The organism is Paraburkholderia sp. HD33-4 (genome assembly GCF_021390635.1).
Classification (GTDB): Bacteria; Pseudomonadota; Gammaproteobacteria; order Burkholderiales; family Burkholderiaceae; genus Paraburkholderia.
Window position 1 is genome coordinate 2,079,978 of sequence record NZ_JAJEJS010000001.1, and the last position, 16,705, is coordinate 2,096,682.

Below are 16,705 nucleotides of genomic sequence, written 5' to 3' on the forward strand. Positions count from 1 at the left end.
CGCGAGGTTCCATATCGTTATGTTTGCTACCACTGCCTCAGTCGGCGCTCGCTCGCCTCCCGCTGTTCCGTTGGAGTGATCGAGCGCCGTGCGGACTCAGAACGGGTAATGCCGCGGCGTTGTCTGCACGGTCACCCAGCGCAGATCCGTGAACTCGGAAATCCCCGCCTTACCACCGAAATGACCGAACCCACTCGCCTTGACGCCACCGAACGGCATCTGCGCCTCGTCGTGCACCGTCGGACCGTTGACGTGGCAGATGCCGGACTCGATGCGTCCAGCGACGTTCATCGCGCGCGCCACATCGCGACTGAAGACGGCGGCGGACAGCCCATACTGGTTATCGTTCGCGCACGCGACGGCCTCATCGTCGCCATCGACCCGGACAATCGCTTTAACAGGGCCGAACGATTCTTCGTGATAAATGGTCATTTCCGGAGTCACGTGGTCGAGCAAGGTGGCAGGCACCAGCGTGCTGTCGGCCTTGCCGCCGCAGACGAGCGTGGCGCCCTTGGCGAGCGCGTCGTCGATCAGTTGATTGCAGCGCGTGACCGTCGTCATGTCGACGACTGAGCCCAGGACGGTCGGCCCCTCGCGGGGGTCTCCGAGGGGCAGGCTCGTCGCCTTGGCCTTGAGCGCCGCTACGAATTGGTCCGCAATCGCGTTGTCCACGATAATGCGCTCCGTCGACATGCAGATCTGTCCGGAGTTGGCGAACGCGCCGAACGCCGCGCCCTGGACGGCGGCATTGATGTCAGCGTCGTGCAGCACGAGCAGCGGCGCCTTGCCGCCCAATTCGAGCACCGACGGCTTGAGATACTTTGCGCACTGCATCGCGATGATCTTGCCCACCCGGGTCGATCCGGTGAAGTTCACGCGTCGCACGGCGGGCTCGGCGATGATGGCCTCCACGATAGCGCTCGCATCTTCAGGCGCGTTCGTCACAAAGTTCACGACACCGGCGGGCAGGCCCGCATCCTGCAGAGCTTCGATGATCAGGCCGTGGGTCATCGGGCAAATTTCCGACCCCTTGAGTACAACCGTGTTGCCGCATGCCAGCGGCAGAGCGATCGCCCGCACGCCCAGAATCACGGGTGCGTTCCACGGGGCCATGCCGAGCACAACACCTGCCGCCTGGCGCACTCCAAGTGCGACGCTGCCGGGAACATCGGAAGGAATCACTTCGCCGCCGATTTGCGTAGTCAGCGCTGCCGCCTCGCGAAGGCCGTCGCTTGCCAGCTTGACGTTAAAGGCGGCCCAGAGATGCGATGCGCCGGTTTCCGAGGCCATAGCCTTGACGAACGCGGCTTCGCGCGCCTGCAGCGCATCTGCCGCCTTGTATAACAGCCCGCGACGCTCGGTCGGCCCCGTCGACGACCATTTTGGAAACGCCTTGGCGGCGGCTGCGACGGCTGCCTTCGCGTCGGCGATCGACGCGGCGGCCGCCGTGCTCGCAACGGTGTTGTCGAGCGGGTTTCGGCGTTGGAACGTTGCCCCGTCACGCGCGTCGACACGCTCGCCGTTGATCAACATCGATACCTGGTTCATGCCTCTTTACCTTTCAATTAAGGTGCCCTGACGGACAGAAAAATTCACAAGCGGTTAGCTGATGACGATCTCGACCAGCCGTGTCTCGCTCGACGCCAACGCTTGCTCCAGCGCGGCTTTCAGATGACCCGCATGTGAAACCCGAACGCCCTCGCACCCCATCCCCTTAGCCAACGCGACGAAGTCCAGTCCGGACAGATCGGTGCCCTGTACGGGATCGGTCGGGCCGAAGCCGAAGACGGGCGCGAACTCCTGCAAGGCGGCGTAGCGAGCGTTGTTCAGGATGACGAAGGTAATCGGCAAATTAAGCTGCACGGCGCTCCAGATGGCTTGAGGCGAGTACATGCTTGACCCGTCGCCGATCAGGGCGATGACCCGATTTTCCGGCTTCGCCAGCGCCACGCCGACGGCAGCCGGCATGCCATAACCCAGTCCCCCACTGGCCATCGTGAAGAACGTGTGCGCACGGGTGAATGGCAGATAGCGCTGCATGACCGGCCGCGCGCTCGGGGCCTCCTCGACCACCACATCATTTGCCTTACGCACTTCGGCCAGCGTTTGCAGCGCGAAAGCCGTCGAGATGACCTCGGTTGCCTGTGCCCGCTCCGCGGCGCGACGGGGTGCCGGGTACTCACGCGAGGTCGGTGCCGACGCGGCGATCAAGTCGCGCAGCCCAAGTTTCAGGTTGGCCACGATCGATGTCCCGACGGGCGTCCACGCTGCCGTCGCGGGATCGTCGATGATCTGGAACAGTGTGGCCCCTGCGGGGACATGGGGACCTCTGCCTTCCACGTGATACGAGAAGGCCGGCGCGCCAAGCACAAGGATCAGGTCGTGCCCTTCGAGTAGGCCAACGATCTTTTCACGCATGGCCGGCAGAAAACCGGCGAACAGAGGATGATCTTCTGGAAAGCTGCACCGCGAGGACATCGGCGCGACGTACACGCTGGCGCTTTGCTGCTCGGCGAGCTGGACCACCTCGTCCCAGGCACCAGCACGATCGACCTCCGCACCGACGACGAACGCGGGATCGCGGCAACCGGAGAGCGCCGCGCCGACAAGCGAAACCAGCGCGGGTTCCGGGCGTGCGCGCGTGCTCACCTGCGTCGACTCGACCATTTCCGCCGGCTGATCCCAATCATCAACTGGAATCGACACGAAAACGGGACCCTTCGGCTCCTGCATGGCGATGTGATAGGCGCGGGCGACTGCGAGCGGCACGTCGGCGGCGCGTGCCGGCTCGATACTCCATTTGACGTACGGCCTGGGCAGCTCGGTGGCCTGCGAGGCGGCGAGGAACGGATCGAACGGCAGAATCGAACGAGCTTGCTGCCCTGCCGTCACGATCAGTGGGGTACGGTTCTTGTAAGCGGTAAAGATGTTCCCCATGGCATTTCCGACACCCGCTGCCGAGTGCAGATTGACCAGCGCTGCATTGCCGGTCGCTTGCGCGTAGCCGTCCGCCATGCCCACGACGGCAGACTCCTGGAGGCCGAGGACATAGCGGAAGTCTTCCGGAAAGTCCCGAAACATCGGCAGCTCTGTCGACCCGGGATTGGCGAAAACGGACGTGATGCCGAGTCGCCTCAACAAATCGATCACGGCGTGTCGAACCGTGATCGTCGCTGCGCCATGATGGCCAACGGCCTGTGTGCTGTGCTCCATGTACATATCCAAATGCGTCGACCTTCGTTAGCCGACCGTGATTGCGATGGAGCGGAGTATGGGAGCTGGACTGTTGTTTGAAAATTGCCAAATCAGTCAAAGCCCATTACATTTGGGCATGACTTGCTGGAGATCGAGCAGTGCCTCGACTCCGGCTTGCCCTTGTCTGGCGCGCATTCACGGTCGCTCGCATCCTGTCGGCCGCCGGAGCGACTCAGGGAAAATACCAACGCCATACATGGATGTAATCTGTGCAACGCTTGCACCAAGAGCCCCTTTTTTGTGTCCCCATCGCCGTTATGAGCTTCAGCCTTCAACAGTTGCACATGTTCACAACCATCGTCGATTGCGGCAGTCTGGGACGTGCAGCAAACACACTCGGATTAACGCAACCGGCACTGAGCCGCGCCATCAAACGACTTGAATCGACTGTCGGCTCACCGTTGTTCGAACGTCATGCCAAGGGTATGCAACTGACGGCGATAGGCGAGGCGTTGCTGCCGCATGCAATGTCGCTTCAGCGAGACGCCGAAAATGCACAAGAAGAACTCGATGCAATGCGCGGACTCAAAAAAGGAGTGATCAAAGTGGGGGCGGTAGCCAGCATTGCGACTCTCGTGCTGCCGGTCGCGTTGGGTAATGTTTTGAAGAAATGGCCAAACCTTCGCGTCGAGGCGCACGAAGGCGTTTGGGATAGGCTTGCGGAAGGCCTTTTAACACACGAGATCGACATCGCACTCGCAACATCAGACGTTCAAACCGACGAAATTTCAGCCATCGCCGACTGCCGCTGGACCGATTACAGCCACGTCGTCGCGTCCGCGAACCATCTCCTGCGACACAAGCGCCAGCTTCGTCTCGAAGACACGCTGTCGCAGCAATGGACCCTGACACCAGAGGGGACCAGTCCATACGCACACATGAAATCGACGTTCGCGACAGCAGGAGTCCCCTTCCCCGAAATTGCGGTGCAAACGCGCTCTGTGACGCTCATCAAGAGCCTCGTGGCACGTTCAGGGTTCATCACCTGGATGTCAGAACCAATGTACGATATGGAGAAGGCGGCGGGCATTCTTGATCGGCTGAAAATCGACGGACTAGAGGCCCCGCGGACACTCACTGCATTCAGGCGTCGCGACGGAATCCTGCCCGCCCCCGCAGCAAAACTGCTGGACGAATTGCGGCGCCTTACGGGCGGCACATCGGACCAGGCATAGCGCCGCGACGGCTTACGTTGTGGCGAGCGAACACATCGATCACGAAGGCCACATACAGCCAGCCCTGCCACGTCGAAACGTAGGTGAAATCCGAAACCCAGAGCTGGTTCGGCCGTGCCGCCTTGAACTGCCGATTGACCAGATCCAGCGGGCGCGGGGCTATGGCGTCAGCTGTTGCACGCAAAGTTTATCCGACCGTTTGTCCAGACGAACAAGACCGACGCCGCGGACGCGCGTGCAATCTGGACGGCGGTGCAGCAGCCGGGGATGCGAACGGTAGCGGCAAAGACGGAAGACCAGCAAACGATGCTTGCTCTTCACCGGATGCGCTCGCTGCTGATCAAGTTCCGCACCATGCAGGTAAACCAGTTACGAGGCCTGCTCTACGAGTTCGGTGTGTCATTCCGGGCAGGACGTGTGGCAGGCCTCAATGAGATGCGGGCCCACATGGCGGAACTCGAGAAGGTGCTGCCGCGAGCCATGTTCGACGGGCTACACGACCAATTGAGACGCATTGACGGGATCGAGCAGGATCAACCAGCTTGAGAAGCAGATAAGCGCCTGGCACAAGCAGGAAGCCGCATGCCAGGCAATTGCGGAAGTGCCATGTATCGGAAGACTCACCGCGACCGCGCTAGTCGCTACGATCGGGAATGCAAAAACGTTCAGGTCCGGACGCGAGTTTGCCTCGTTCCTCGGGCTGGTGCCCCGGCAGAGCGGCACCGGCGGCAAAATCCGACTGACATCGATCTCGCGGCGAGGTGATGTGTATCTGCGCACGCTATTGATCCGCGGCGCCCGCTCGGTGCTGTATCACGCAAAAGTGCCGACCCCATGGCAGAAGGCGATCCAGCAGCGACGACCGGCCAATGTTGCGGCGGTGGCTCTTGCCAACAAGATGGCGCGTACCGAATGGGCCATTCTTGCCCACGGCAGCACGTACGAGAAGAATCACATCAGCGTGAAACCCGCTTAACAGGTAAACAACGAAAGACGAGGTGAAGTGCCGAGAGGTTGCTGAGGTTGACTAACATGTGATGGCGAAACAGGTCGGACCGCAGGAACATAAACCTGAGTCAAGACTTGCGCTTGAAAGTGCGTGAATGAGAGGAGGATGTTCCCGGCGTATTCCATCAGGGCCCGCGGGCTTCGGCTTGCACTACAGGCTGATATAAGACCGCAGCCGATACCTCGTTTGAAAATCACGTGAAGATCAATCTGGCAAACCGGGCGGTGTCCATATAAGTCTTGACGACCAGTTGCTGCCGGTCGAGCCGATGCTATTCCAAGGGCAGGTATCGGATCGGAAGGGGCATTCGGTACCTCCGGTCGAGGGGAACGGAGCCGACGTTGGGACGATCTCGCGGACCCACAACTGGCCGCGCTTCCCATGAAGCAGCGCGATGCATCGCCATTCGTTCATCGTCAGACCGAAGTTGCGCTCGTATTCGCTTGACGAGCCCTTCGTGTAGATGTTGGTCAACTGACGCAACTGAAACGAGACGAGGTCGCGCAAATCACTCAAAGCGCTCGCGTCGCTCTCCTCCGGCAGGATCTTCCCCGCTGTCGCCCCCTTGACCTTCCGCGCCATCGATCCCACACGCACCTTCAAAGATTTTACATGACATCATCACCTATTTTCGCAGAAGGAAAAAGCGCGTCGGCGCTTTCCAGACGCGTCCTGTTCAGGACGAAGTCGGCGCAGCGCTCTCCGATCATGATTGCAGTGGCGTTGGTGTTGCCGCTGACAAGCGCCGGCATCACCGATGCGTCCGCCACTCGCAACCCGCTCATGCCATGCACGCGCAGTTGCGGATCGACGACGGCCATCTCATCGGTGCCCATACGGCAGCTGCCAGCCGGATGAAACACGGTCTTGCAAACCGCGCGAATATGTTCTTCGATGCGCGCATCGCTGATCTCATCGCTCGCGCCGGGCAGCAGTTCTTCCGCGATCACTTCGCGCAGCGCCGGAGCGCGCAGAATTTTGCGGCTTATGCGCACACCACGGATCATCGTCGCCATGTCGTCGGGGTCGCTGAAAAAGCGTGGATCGAGCCGCGCCGGTGCGAGCGGATCCTTCGACGCCAGCCGCACCGTGCCACGCGACTTCGGGCGCACCACGCACGGTCCGATGGTGATGCCGTGCCCTTCCAGCGGCTTGCGGTCGACATCGCCGACGAGCGTGGGTGTGGTGTGAATCTGGATATCGGGACGTCCGCTGCCGCTGGTATCAATAAATGCGCCGCTTTCGATCACGTTCGAACTCAGCAGACCGGAACGCGTAAGCACATATTGCAATCCATGCCGCAGCGCCCGATATCCCCTGTCATGCCCCAACACGCTATGCGGATGCCGCGCCCGGCCATAAACCGGCGCGGTCAGATGGTCCTGAAAATTTTCGCCGACGCCCCGCAGATCATGCAAGACGGGAATATCGAACTCACGCAAATGCGCCGCCGGCCCGATGCCCGAATGCATCAACAATTTCGGCGAGGCCGCGCCACCCGCGCACACGATCACTTCCGCGCGGCACATCAACCGCTCGCATTCGCCGTTCTCGTGACGCAGAAGGACGCCCGTTGCACGCCGTCCTTCGCACAGCACCTTGAGCACGTCCGCGCCGGTAATCAGGCGCAAGCGCGCATCGCGCTTAACCATGCGAAGGTACGTTGCCGCGCTGCTGCCGCGACGGCCATCGAACGTCGTCGTCTGAAACAGCCCCGCGCCTTCCTGACGTTCGCCGTTGAAGTCATCGGTGAGCGGCACGCCCGCCTGTCCGGCTGCTTCCACGAAAGCGCGTGAGAACGGATGGACGTGACGCGCATCGTTGACCTTGAGCGGGCCGGACGTGCCGTGCAGCGGGCCTTTAAGCCGCGCATTGCCTTCGCTCTTCACGAAGAACGGCAGCACGTCGCGCCAGCCCCAGCCTTGCGCGCCGAGCGCTTCCCAGTCGTCGAAGTCTTCGTGCTGACCGCGAATGTAGATCATCGCGTTGACCGAACTGCCGCCGCCGAGCGTGCGGCCTTGCGGAATGTACATTTCGCGATTGTTCACATTCCCTTGCCGCGCGGTCTTGTACATCCACATGCGATTTGTTCCATGCACCTTAAAGAAGGTTGCCGGAATATGGATGAAAGGATGATTGTCGGGCGGCCCCGATTCGATCAGCGCAACACGCTTGCCGGCCTGCACGAGCCGTGCGGTGATCGTGCAGCCGGCGGACCCGCCGCCCACGATGACATAGTCGAATGCGTCCATAATAGTGTGCTCGATGTGTGATGTTTAGCGCTCGATCGGTGCGGCGCGGCGCATCGTCAAGTCGTCGGTACGGATGCGCAGCGCGAGCACGGAGGCAATCAGCGCGCTCGCGCCGATGATCATCAGCCCAAGTCCATAGCTGCCCGTATGCTGCTTGACGTAGCCCATGAGATAAGGGGCACCGAAGCCCGCCAGACTGCCGATGGTATTGATCATCGCGATGCCCGCCGCCGCGCCCGTGCCTTTGAGGAACATCGGTGGCAAGGACCAGAACGGCGGCAGCGACGCGAACGTGCCGCATGCAGCGAGCCCCAGCCCGATCATCTTCAGCGTGACCGTATTCGACTGCGCAGCGATGGCGAAGCCCACGACGGCTACCAGCAGCGGCAGAATCAGATGCAGCTTGCGTTCGCCTGCGCGGTCGGACTTGCGGCCCCAGACGATCATCGAAATGGCGCCTGCGAGAAACGGCAGCGCGGTGATCAGGCCTGTCTGCAGCTTGCTGAAACCGAACTCCGATACGATCAGCGGCATGAAGAACACACAGCCGTAACTGCACGCAATCAGCGCCACGTTAATGAGGCTGAGCAGCCACACACGCGGATGCGCGAACGCCGCCATGATCTCGCCGCGCCCATGCGATTCGACATGCTCCACGTCGCGGGCGAGCCGCGCGATCAACCACTTGCGTTCGGGCTCTTCGAGCCATTTCGCTTGCGCGGGGGTATCGGTGAGAAAGAAGAAGCAAAAGAACGCAAAGATCACCGCAGGCATCGCTTCGATGATGAAGACCCACTGCCAGCCCGACAAGCCGCCGATGCCGTCCATATACAGGATCGATGCCGACACCGGCGCGCCGATCACGATGGACAACGGAATCGCCACGAGGAAGTAGCCGAACGCCCGCGCACGATACGTCGAGGGAAACCAGAACGAGATGTAGTAGATGAGCCCTGGAAACAGCCCCGCTTCAGCGATACCGAGCAGCACGCGCAGCGTAAACAGCGACTTCGCGCCGACCGCGAAGGCCATTGCACCGGACAACAAGCCCCACGTCAGCATGATGCGCGAAATCCACAAGCGCGCGCCGAGCTTCGACAGAAAGATGTTCGACGGAATCTCGCAGGCCACGTAGCCGAGAAAGAAGATGCCCGCAGCAAAGCCGTAATCCGTCGGTGACAAACCGAGTTCGCGATTCATCGCGAGCGCGGCGACCGCGAGGTTGCTGCGGTCGATATACGCAATCAGATAGCAAAAGATCAGGACCGGCATTAAGCGAGCCATGACGCGTTTCATCACCTGCTGTTCAAGATCCATTGCTTCGTCTCCGTCTATATGCTTTGTGTTCGATGGCGCGCTCGCCTTGGGGCCAGTCGCGCCGGTTGAATATCAGAAGGTCAGATATCCAGTTGCGAGATGTACTTCAGGTTGAGATAAGCATCGATGGCTTCCGCGCCGCCTTCGGTGCCGTAGCCGCTGTCCTTCACGCCACCGAACGGCACTTCCGGGAACGCGATGGCAATCTGGTTGATGGTCAACATGCCGGTCTCAACTTCCGCCGCAATGCGATGCGCCTGTTTCGCCGAGCGCGTGTAAGCGAACGCACACAAGCCATACGGAAGGCGGTTCGCTTCGGCGATCATGTCGTCGAGCGAATCGAACGCATTGACGACCGCGATTGGGCCGAACGGCTCTTCGCCCATAATGCGGGCGCTTTGCGGCACGTTCGCGAGCACCGTCGGCTCGAAGAAATAACCACGTTCACCAATGCGCTTGCCGCCCATGCGCAACTCGCCGCCGCTGGAAATCGCGTCGTCGACGAGACCCTGCAGCGCGCGCACACGGCGTTCATTTGCAAGCGGTCCCATGGTCACGCCGTCCTCAAGGCCGTCGCCTACGCGGACCTTGTTCATTGCCGTGATCAGCTTGTCGAGGAACGGTTCGAACACGGCGCGCGCCACCACGAAGCGCGTTGGCGATGTGCAGACCTGGCCCGCGTTGCGCAGCTTGAACGCGCCGAGCTGTGCTGCGGCGGTGTCGATATCAGCGTCGTCGCAGACGAGCACGGGGCCGTGGCCGCCGAGTTCCATCGTCGCCTTCTTCATGTGCCTGCCCGCGAGTTCGGCGAGATGTTTGCCGACGGGCGTCGAGCCGGTGAACGAGATCTTGCGGATCGCGGGATGCGGCACGAGGTATTCAGAGATCTCGGCCGGCACGCCGTACACGAGATTGATCACGCCGCGCGGCACGCCGGCATCCGCGAAAGCCCGTATGAGCGCAGCGGGCGCGGCGGGCGTTTCCTCCGGCGCCTTAACGATGATCGAGCAGCCCGCCGCCAGCGCCGCTGACAGCTTGCGCACGACCTGATTGATCGGGAAATTCCACGGCGAGAACGCGGCGACGGGACCGACCGGCTCCTTCATCACGAGCTGATACGAACCCAGAATGCGCGACGGCACCATGCGTCCGTAGGCGCGCCGCCCCTCGTCCGCGAACCAGTCGATGAGATCGGCCGCCGACATCGCTTCGCCCTTCGCTTCGGCGAGAGGCTTGCCCTGTTCGAGCGTCATCAGGCGCGCGATGACGTCGGCGCGTTCGCGCAGCAGATTCGCCGCGCGCCGCATGATGTTCGCGCGCTCGTAGGCATTCATGCGCTTCCATACATCGAAGCCCTTTTGCGCGGCGTCGATCGCTTCGTCGAGATCGGCGCGCTCCGCGTGCGCCACACGCCCGATGACTTCCTCCGTCGCCGGATTCACGACGTCGATCGTGCGCGCCGACGCGCCCGCTTTCCAGACACCGTTGATAAAGAGCTGAACGTCTTGGTACATGGACTGCTTCTCCTGTTGAATATTCATTCGGTGCGTTGCGTCACCGCGAAGACCGCGCTCGCGGTCGCGACAACGTCGTCTTCGGCGTTACGTGCATCGGCCTCGCAAAAGGCGAGCGTGCGGCCCGTGCGTCGCAATTGCGCGTGCACCGCAATACGCCCGGATGCCGGTTTCAGATAGTTGATCGTGAGGCTCGCCGTGCCGAGGTTCTCGACGCGGCCGCTGGCGCGCGTGGCGAGGCCCATCGCGGTATCGAGCAGCGCGGCGAGCAGGCCGCCGTGCGCGTTGCCGTGGCGGTTCGTGTGGCGGGGTTGCACGTCGCAGGCGAGCGCGGCCCAGCCGTCGCCGTAATCAACCAGCTCAAAACCCTGCTCAATGCAAAACTCGGATTCGAGCGTGAGCGGCCGCGCCGTCGCGGGCGCGTTCATGCGGCAGCGCCCGCGGTGGAGACGGCCGCGTCTTTGGCGCGCGTGATCATCGGATTGAGTCCGGTGCGTGCGACACGGCTGGCGAGCTGACGGCCGAGCGCCGTTTCGCATGCCTGCGATGCTTCCATCATCGCGTCGAGATCGATGCCGGTCGCGACCCCCATCGTCTCGAGCAAATTGACGAAGTCTTCCGTGCAAACGTTGCCGGTCACGCCACCACCGTACTTCACCTTCGCAGGATGCCCGCCCGTGCCGCCGAAGGCGACATCGAAATGACGCACGCCAGCTTCAAGCGCCGCCAGATAGTTGACGAGGCCGGTGCCACGCGTGTCGTGGAAATGCGCGATGGCGTCGACGCCGGGAAACGCGCGCAACATCGCGCGAAAGAGGCGCTGGGTGCTTGCCTGCGTAGCCACGCCGATGGTGTCGCCAAGCGTCACGTGGTGCACGCCAAGCGCGGCGAAGCGCTCGACATCCCCGAGCACGCTGGATTCTTCGATATCGCCTTCGAATGGGCAGCCGAATGCGACCGAGATGGTGCCAATCAGGCGAAAGCGGCCTTGCGCGGCTGCGGCCATGGCTTCAATGCGTCGCCATTGATCAGCGCGCGACTGCTTGAGGTTGCGCTGTGAGTGCGATTCGCTCGCGGAGACGAGCAGGCTTATTTCGTTCGCACCGACACCCGCATCGAGATCTGCCAGCGCGCGTTCGACGGCGCGCAGGTTGGCGCAGGTTGCCTTGTAAAAGACGCCGTCCTTGCGTGGCAAGGTGCGCAGGAGATCGGTTGCATCGGCGAATTGGGGAACGACGGCGGGGTTCGAGTAGGACGTCGCTTCCACGCGCGCAAAACCGGCGCTGGCAAAGCGTTCGATCAGTGCGGCTTTTTCCTGCGTCGGGACGAATTCGGTCTCGTGCTGAAGCCCGTCGCGAGCGAAACATTCACATAGAGTCAGGTCGGACATGGTTTGCGGTTCCTGCAGAAATAGTTGACTTCGAAGCAATCAAAACATCGTTGTGATTCAAAGTCAACTAAATAGCGAATGCCGGCCGTTTGGTCTGAGTCGTTGTCTGAGGAAATCGATGAACCCGCCAAATCCTTTGTCTGTGCTGGATTTAGGCGAATTCGAGAGACTGTCTTGTGCGGATTGCGAGCACCATCGGCAACACTTAAACCGGGGTATACACCGATCCGATAGGTCACATATTCATTGTTTAAGTCACGTATTTTTATTTGACTTCGTCACGCATCTTGCCTTACTCTTTGTCCATCACCTCGACGCGACTACCCCATGACCTCCTGTGACAGCCTCCTCATCGAAGACCGCGCCGCCGTGCGCGTCCTGACGATGAATCGCCCCGACAAGCGCAACGCGCTTAACAATGAGCTCACGCACGGCCTGCTCGCCGCACTGCAAACCGCCGACCGCGACCCGGCGGTGAAATCCATCGTCCTGACGGGCGCAGGCAAGGCGTTCTGCGCCGGTGCGGACGTGAAGGAGTTCGGTGGCTTCGTCAGCTCGGGCAACGCCGATGCCGCCAGCGCAGCGCAGGCCGCGCTCGATCGCGCGCATCTGACAACAAACCTGCACCGCGTCTTCTCGCAGATTTCGAAGCCGGTCGTAGGCGCAGCCCAAGGCTACGCAATGGGCGGCGGGGCGGGTCTCGCGCTTGCGTGCGACATGCTGATCGCGGGCGACAGTCTCAAGCTCGGCTACCCGGAACTGAAGCACGGCATCGTCGCCGCGATCGTGATGGCCAATCTCGTGCGCCAGGTCGGGCGTAAGACGGCGTTCGAGCTTGTCTCGCTGGGTGAGGCCGCCGATGCGCAGCGCGCGCTCGCGCTCGGCCTCGCTAACCGCGTCGTCGCCGACGATGCGATGCTCGACACGGCTATCGGCGTCGCCGAACGTCTCGCCGCTTTCGATGCGCCCGCGATGGCCGCAACCAAACGCCTGTTCCACCGCGTGGCGGATCTGCCGCTGCAACAGGCGTTGGATGCATCGCTCGATACCAATCTGATGATGCGCAACTTCCGCAAGGAACGTGCGAACGACCAATGACCGACACGCTCGTCAAGCCGCTCGCCGGCGTCACCATCATCGAACTCGCGCGCGTGCTCGCGTGCCCGTTTGCGGACATGATCCTGGCCGAACTGGGCGCGACCGTCATCAAGATCGAGCAACCGGGAACGGGCGACGAAACGCGCAGCTTCGAGCCGCAGGTGGGCGACGAATCCGCGTATTACTTCGCGTGCAACCGCGGCAAGCAGTCGATCACGGCCAATCTCAAGACCGATGCGGGACGGCGCATCGTCCGCGAACTCGCAAAAAACGCCGACATCCTCATCGAGAATTTTCCGGTTGGCACCCTCGCGCGCTACGGTCTCGATCACTCGACACTGCGCGCGGATAACGAACGGCTCGTGTATGTGTCGTGTACCGGCTTCGGCCAGACCGGCCCCTATGCGAAGCGCAAGGGCTACGACACCGTGTTCCAGGCGATGGGCGGCATCATGAGCCTGACCGGCGAGCGCGGCGGCGGTCCGGTGAAGCCGGGCTTGCCTATCGCCGATCTGACTTCGGGCATGTGGATCGCCATCGGACTGTTGTCGGCACTGAACGGTCGCGCGATGACCGGCAAGGGATGTCACATCGACTTCTCCATGCTTGACGGACAAGTGAGTCTGCTCACGCTCGCGGCGGGCCGCTATTTCGCGCTCGGCGAAGTGCCGCCGCGTATGGGCACCGAGCATCCGGGACGCGTGCCGTCCGCGACGTTTGCGTGCAGCGACAACGCGTTCGTGCATATCACATGCAGCGATCAGCACTGGCTGCCGCTGTGCAAGCTGCTCAAGCTCGAACCGCTCGCCAGCGACCCGCTGCTTGCGACCAACGCGGGGCGCGTGGAGCATCGCGAACGCGTGATGGAGGCGCTGACGCAAGCCATTTCAGGCTGGACGCGCCAGGCTCTGTGCGATGCCTGCGACGCCGAAGGCGTGCCCGCCGGTCCGATCAAGGACGTCGCCGAAGTCCTCGCCGATCCGCACGTACAAGCGCGTGGCATGGTGAGCGAGTTTGAGCATCCTGGCGTCGGTACGTTCGGCGCGCTGCCGCTGCCGTTCAAGTTCGATGGCTTCGCGAATCCCGACGTCGTGCGCCCGCCGTTGCTCGGCGAGCACACGGAACAGGTGCTGCGCGAACGCCTGGGCTACGACGCGCAACACATCGCCGCGCTGCGCCGGGACGGCGCAATCTGAACGCTGCACGAATACGCAATACAAGGAGACACCATGACCGATGACCAAACACTGATTGTCGAACGCCTGGACGGCGTGGCCGAGATCATTCTCAACCGGCCCGAGCAGCGCAACGCGCTCAACGCGGTGATGTGCGATGAACTGCGCGCCACTGCCGTGCGCCTGCGCGCCGATGCATCGATCCGCTGCGTGATCGTGCGCGCGAATGGTCCCGTGTTCTGCGCGGGCGCCGATCTGAAGGAACGCCAGAGCATGAGCATTGACGACGTGCGCGCGCGCCGCCTGAAGGCCTTCGCCGCTTACGACGCGCTCGAAAAAATCGGCAAGCCGTGTATCGCGCTGGTCGAAGGGCCGGCGGTCGGCTCGGGCGGCGAGATCGCGATGGCGTGCGATTTCATCGTCGGGACGGAGAAGACGAGCTTTCGCACGCCGGAAGCGCTGTGGGGCACCGTCGGCGCGACGCAGCGTCTGCCGCGTGTGGTCGGCAAGCGGCTCGCGAAAGACATGGCCTACACCGGCCGCACGTTGTCCGCCGATGAAGCCTTGCACGCGGGACTTGTGTCGCGCATCGTGCCCGCCGACGAAGCGGTGAAGTTCGTCCGGCAAATGGCGCGCGATATCGCCGATGCGCCGGCGCTCGCGATGCAACTGACGCGCGACTGCATCGACCGTGGCGTGGAAAGCGATCCAGCCGGCGCGCTTGCCATCGAAATGCTGGCCATCGATACGCTCTTGCAAGAGTCGGACTGGAAGCAATCCATCGCTACCTTTGGCCAGCGCGGCAACGGCGCAAACAACGATGAACACGATGGAGCACGCCATGCATGACGACTATCTGGCCTATACCGAACGCTTCGGCCTGACGCAGCCCGTCACGCTGCCCGCGATTCTCGCCGCCCGTGCTGCCGCCACGCCCGATGCCGAGGCACTTGTCATCGACGGCGAGCGCATCAGTTACGGTGCGCTGGCAAAGCGTGTGCAAAGCGCCAGCGCGCGCATGATCGCAGCGGGCGTGCAGCATGGCGAGCACGTCGGGGTGCTGATGGGCAATTCGATCGACTGGGTCGTGCTGTTCTACGCTGCGGCATCGATCGGCGCGGTGACGGTGCCCGTCAACACGCGCTTCAAGCTCGACGAGCTGAACTATTGCCTGAAACAGGGCGACGTGCGCGTGCTGTTCTATGTCGATACCTTCCTTAACATCGACTATTCGCAACTGCTGCGCGACGTTGAACCAGCCTTCGACGCGAAGCTCCCCGGCGACGTACTGCCCTTGTTGCGCCGCGCCGTCTTGATGGGCGATACCCAGCGCGCATTGCCCGCGGGCGTCGAGCGCTTCGAGTCGCTGGCGGACACGGTGGAAACGCGCGCGCAAGCTGTGGCCCGCGCGGTCGAAGTCTCGCCCGACGACACGCTGCTGATCCAGTACACATCCGGCACCACTTCGTTTCCGAAGGGCGTGCTCCTTAGGCATCGCAACATGTTGATGAACGCGGCGGCGTCCGCGCAGCGCATCGGGGTGCGCGCGGATGATCGTTACTTCAGTGTGCGGCCGTTCTTCCATGTCGCGGGTACGACCATGTCGCTGCTCGTCTCGCTCGTATCCGGCGCGTGTCTACTGTCGGTGCCGTCGTTCGACGTGCCGACGGTGCTGACCATTCTCGACGAAGAGCGCTGCACGCTCACGTCCGGCAACGACACCATCTTTCTGATGATGATGAGCCACCCGGAGTTCAGACGCGAGCGGATTCATCTGCGCGGCGGCTGGGCAGCAGCAGGCCCCGAGATCATGCAGAAGATCCATGACGTGATGGGTGTGAAACATATGGTCGGCGCGTACGGGCAATCGGAGGCATCGCCGAATGTCGTGCTGAACGACTGGCGCGATCCGCTCGAGTTGCGCGTTGCGGGCTGGGCGTCGCCGCATCCAGGCATCGAGATTCGCACGGTATCGACGGAAACGGGTGAAGTGCAGCCCGCCGACGCGCCCGGCGAAATCCAGGTACGCGGCTGGAGCGTGATGAAGGGCTACTACAACAAGCCGGAAGAAACCGCGAAGACATTCAGCGTTGACGGCTGGTTGCGCACGGGCGATCTCGGCGTAATCGATGCCGAGGGCCGGCTGCGCATGCTCGGCCGCCTGAAGGACGTGTTCCGCGTCGGCGGCGAGAACGTCGCGCCCGCCGAAGTAGAAGAGACGCTGATCGGCCATCCCGCCGTGCAGCTCGCGCAAGTGGTCGGCGTGCCCGATGCGCGTCTCGGCGAAGTGGCAGCGGCGTTCGTCGTGCTGCGAGCAGGCGAAAAGGCGTCGAGCGAAGAGCTGATTGCGTGGTGCAAGGCGCGCTGCGCGAACTTCAAGGTGCCGCGCTACCTGCGGCTGGTGGAGTCGTTCGATGAAATCGGCATGACGGGCAGCTCAAAGGTACAGAAGAACAAACTTCGCGACTACGCAATCCGCGAGTTCAATCTCGCGTGAGCGCGACGCGGACGGCCTGGGCC

13 protein-coding genes and 2 pseudogenes are annotated in these 16,705 nt (G+C 62.5%); 6 read left to right on the top strand and 9 right to left on the bottom strand.

Annotated elements, in window-relative coordinates:
- Positions 1-96 precede the first annotated feature (96 nt).
- Both L0U84_RS09140 and mdlC read right to left on the bottom strand, forming a co-directional pair.
- Positions 97-1,548: an aldehyde dehydrogenase gene (locus L0U84_RS09140; protein WP_233849366.1), complete on the bottom strand. Its 1,452-nt coding sequence runs from the start codon at positions 1,546-1,548 to the stop codon at positions 97-99.
- A gap of 54 nt (positions 1,549-1,602) precedes the next feature.
- Positions 1,603-3,213, bottom strand: coding sequence for a benzoylformate decarboxylase (gene mdlC / locus L0U84_RS09145; RefSeq protein WP_233849367.1), 1,611 nt, complete (start codon positions 3,211-3,213; stop codon positions 1,603-1,605).
- Between the two features lie 299 nt (positions 3,214-3,512).
- On the opposite strand from mdlC, the gene L0U84_RS09150 reads away from it, so the two are divergent.
- Positions 3,513-4,430, top strand: coding sequence for a LysR family transcriptional regulator (locus tag L0U84_RS09150; protein ID WP_233849369.1), 918 nt, complete (start codon positions 3,513-3,515; stop codon positions 4,428-4,430).
- A gap of 4 nt (positions 4,431-4,434) precedes the next feature.
- On the opposite strand, the pseudogene L0U84_RS09155 reads toward L0U84_RS09150, so the two are convergent.
- A pseudogene (locus tag L0U84_RS09155) lies at positions 4,435-4,602 on the bottom strand (DDE-type integrase/transposase/recombinase); the annotation flags it as partial.
- Here L0U84_RS09155 and L0U84_RS09160 point away from each other — a divergent pair.
- Positions 4,602-5,406 (top strand): annotated as a pseudogene (locus L0U84_RS09160) (IS110 family transposase); the annotation flags it as partial. The pseudogenes L0U84_RS09155 and L0U84_RS09160 sit on opposite strands and share 1 nt — an antisense overlap.
- A gap of 237 nt (positions 5,407-5,643) precedes the next feature.
- Here L0U84_RS09160 and L0U84_RS09165 read toward each other — a convergent pair.
- The 6 genes from L0U84_RS09165 to L0U84_RS09190 all read right to left on the bottom strand — a co-directional run bounded on the left by L0U84_RS09165 (position 5,644) and on the right by L0U84_RS09190 (position 11,912).
- Positions 5,644-6,021 (bottom strand): hypothetical protein, encoded by a 378-nt coding sequence (locus L0U84_RS09165; protein ID WP_233849370.1) that lies wholly within the window; start codon positions 6,019-6,021, stop codon positions 5,644-5,646.
- Positions 6,022-6,047: 26 nt separating this feature from the next.
- Positions 6,048-7,691: a GMC family oxidoreductase gene (locus L0U84_RS09170; protein ID WP_233849371.1), complete on the bottom strand. Its 1,644-nt coding sequence runs from the start codon at positions 7,689-7,691 to the stop codon at positions 6,048-6,050.
- A gap of 24 nt (positions 7,692-7,715) precedes the next feature.
- Complete coding sequence (locus tag L0U84_RS09175) at positions 7,716-8,975, bottom strand: MFS transporter (RefSeq protein ID WP_233849372.1); 1,260 nt, start codon at positions 8,973-8,975, stop codon at positions 7,716-7,718.
- Positions 8,976-9,088: 113 nt separating this feature from the next.
- Positions 9,089-10,522, bottom strand: coding sequence for an NAD-dependent succinate-semialdehyde dehydrogenase (locus tag L0U84_RS09180; protein ID WP_233849374.1), 1,434 nt, complete (start codon positions 10,520-10,522; stop codon positions 9,089-9,091).
- Positions 10,523-10,545: 23 nt separating this feature from the next.
- Entirely contained in the window at positions 10,546-10,950 is a 405-nt protein-coding gene (locus L0U84_RS09185) for a PaaI family thioesterase (RefSeq protein ID WP_233849375.1), read from the bottom strand.
- On the bottom strand, positions 10,947-11,912 hold the full coding sequence (locus L0U84_RS09190) for a hydroxymethylglutaryl-CoA lyase (RefSeq protein ID WP_233849376.1): 966 nt from the start codon (positions 11,910-11,912) through the stop codon (positions 10,947-10,949). The genes L0U84_RS09185 and L0U84_RS09190 overlap by 4 nt, the downstream gene beginning before the upstream one ends.
- Positions 11,913-12,239: 327 nt before the next feature.
- Between L0U84_RS09190 and L0U84_RS09195 the strand changes: the two genes are divergently transcribed.
- The 4 genes from L0U84_RS09195 to L0U84_RS09210 are packed head-to-tail and all read left to right on the top strand — an operon-like array spanning position 12,240 to position 16,682.
- Positions 12,240-13,010 (top strand): enoyl-CoA hydratase/isomerase family protein, encoded by a 771-nt coding sequence (locus L0U84_RS09195; RefSeq protein WP_233849377.1) that lies wholly within the window; start codon positions 12,240-12,242, stop codon positions 13,008-13,010.
- Positions 13,007-14,206, top strand: coding sequence for a CaiB/BaiF CoA transferase family protein (locus L0U84_RS09200; RefSeq protein ID WP_233849379.1), 1,200 nt, complete (start codon positions 13,007-13,009; stop codon positions 14,204-14,206). Before L0U84_RS09195 ends, L0U84_RS09200 begins: the two co-directional genes overlap by 4 nt.
- Before the next feature lie 33 nt (positions 14,207-14,239).
- A complete protein-coding gene (locus tag L0U84_RS09205; protein WP_233849381.1) occupies positions 14,240-15,034 on the top strand; it encodes an enoyl-CoA hydratase/isomerase family protein in 795 nt (264 codons plus the stop codon).
- Positions 15,027-16,682 (top strand): AMP-binding protein, encoded by a 1,656-nt coding sequence (locus L0U84_RS09210; protein WP_233849383.1) that lies wholly within the window; start codon positions 15,027-15,029, stop codon positions 16,680-16,682. Before L0U84_RS09205 ends, L0U84_RS09210 begins: the two co-directional genes overlap by 8 nt.
- The last annotated feature ends 23 nt before the right edge of the window (positions 16,683-16,705 follow it).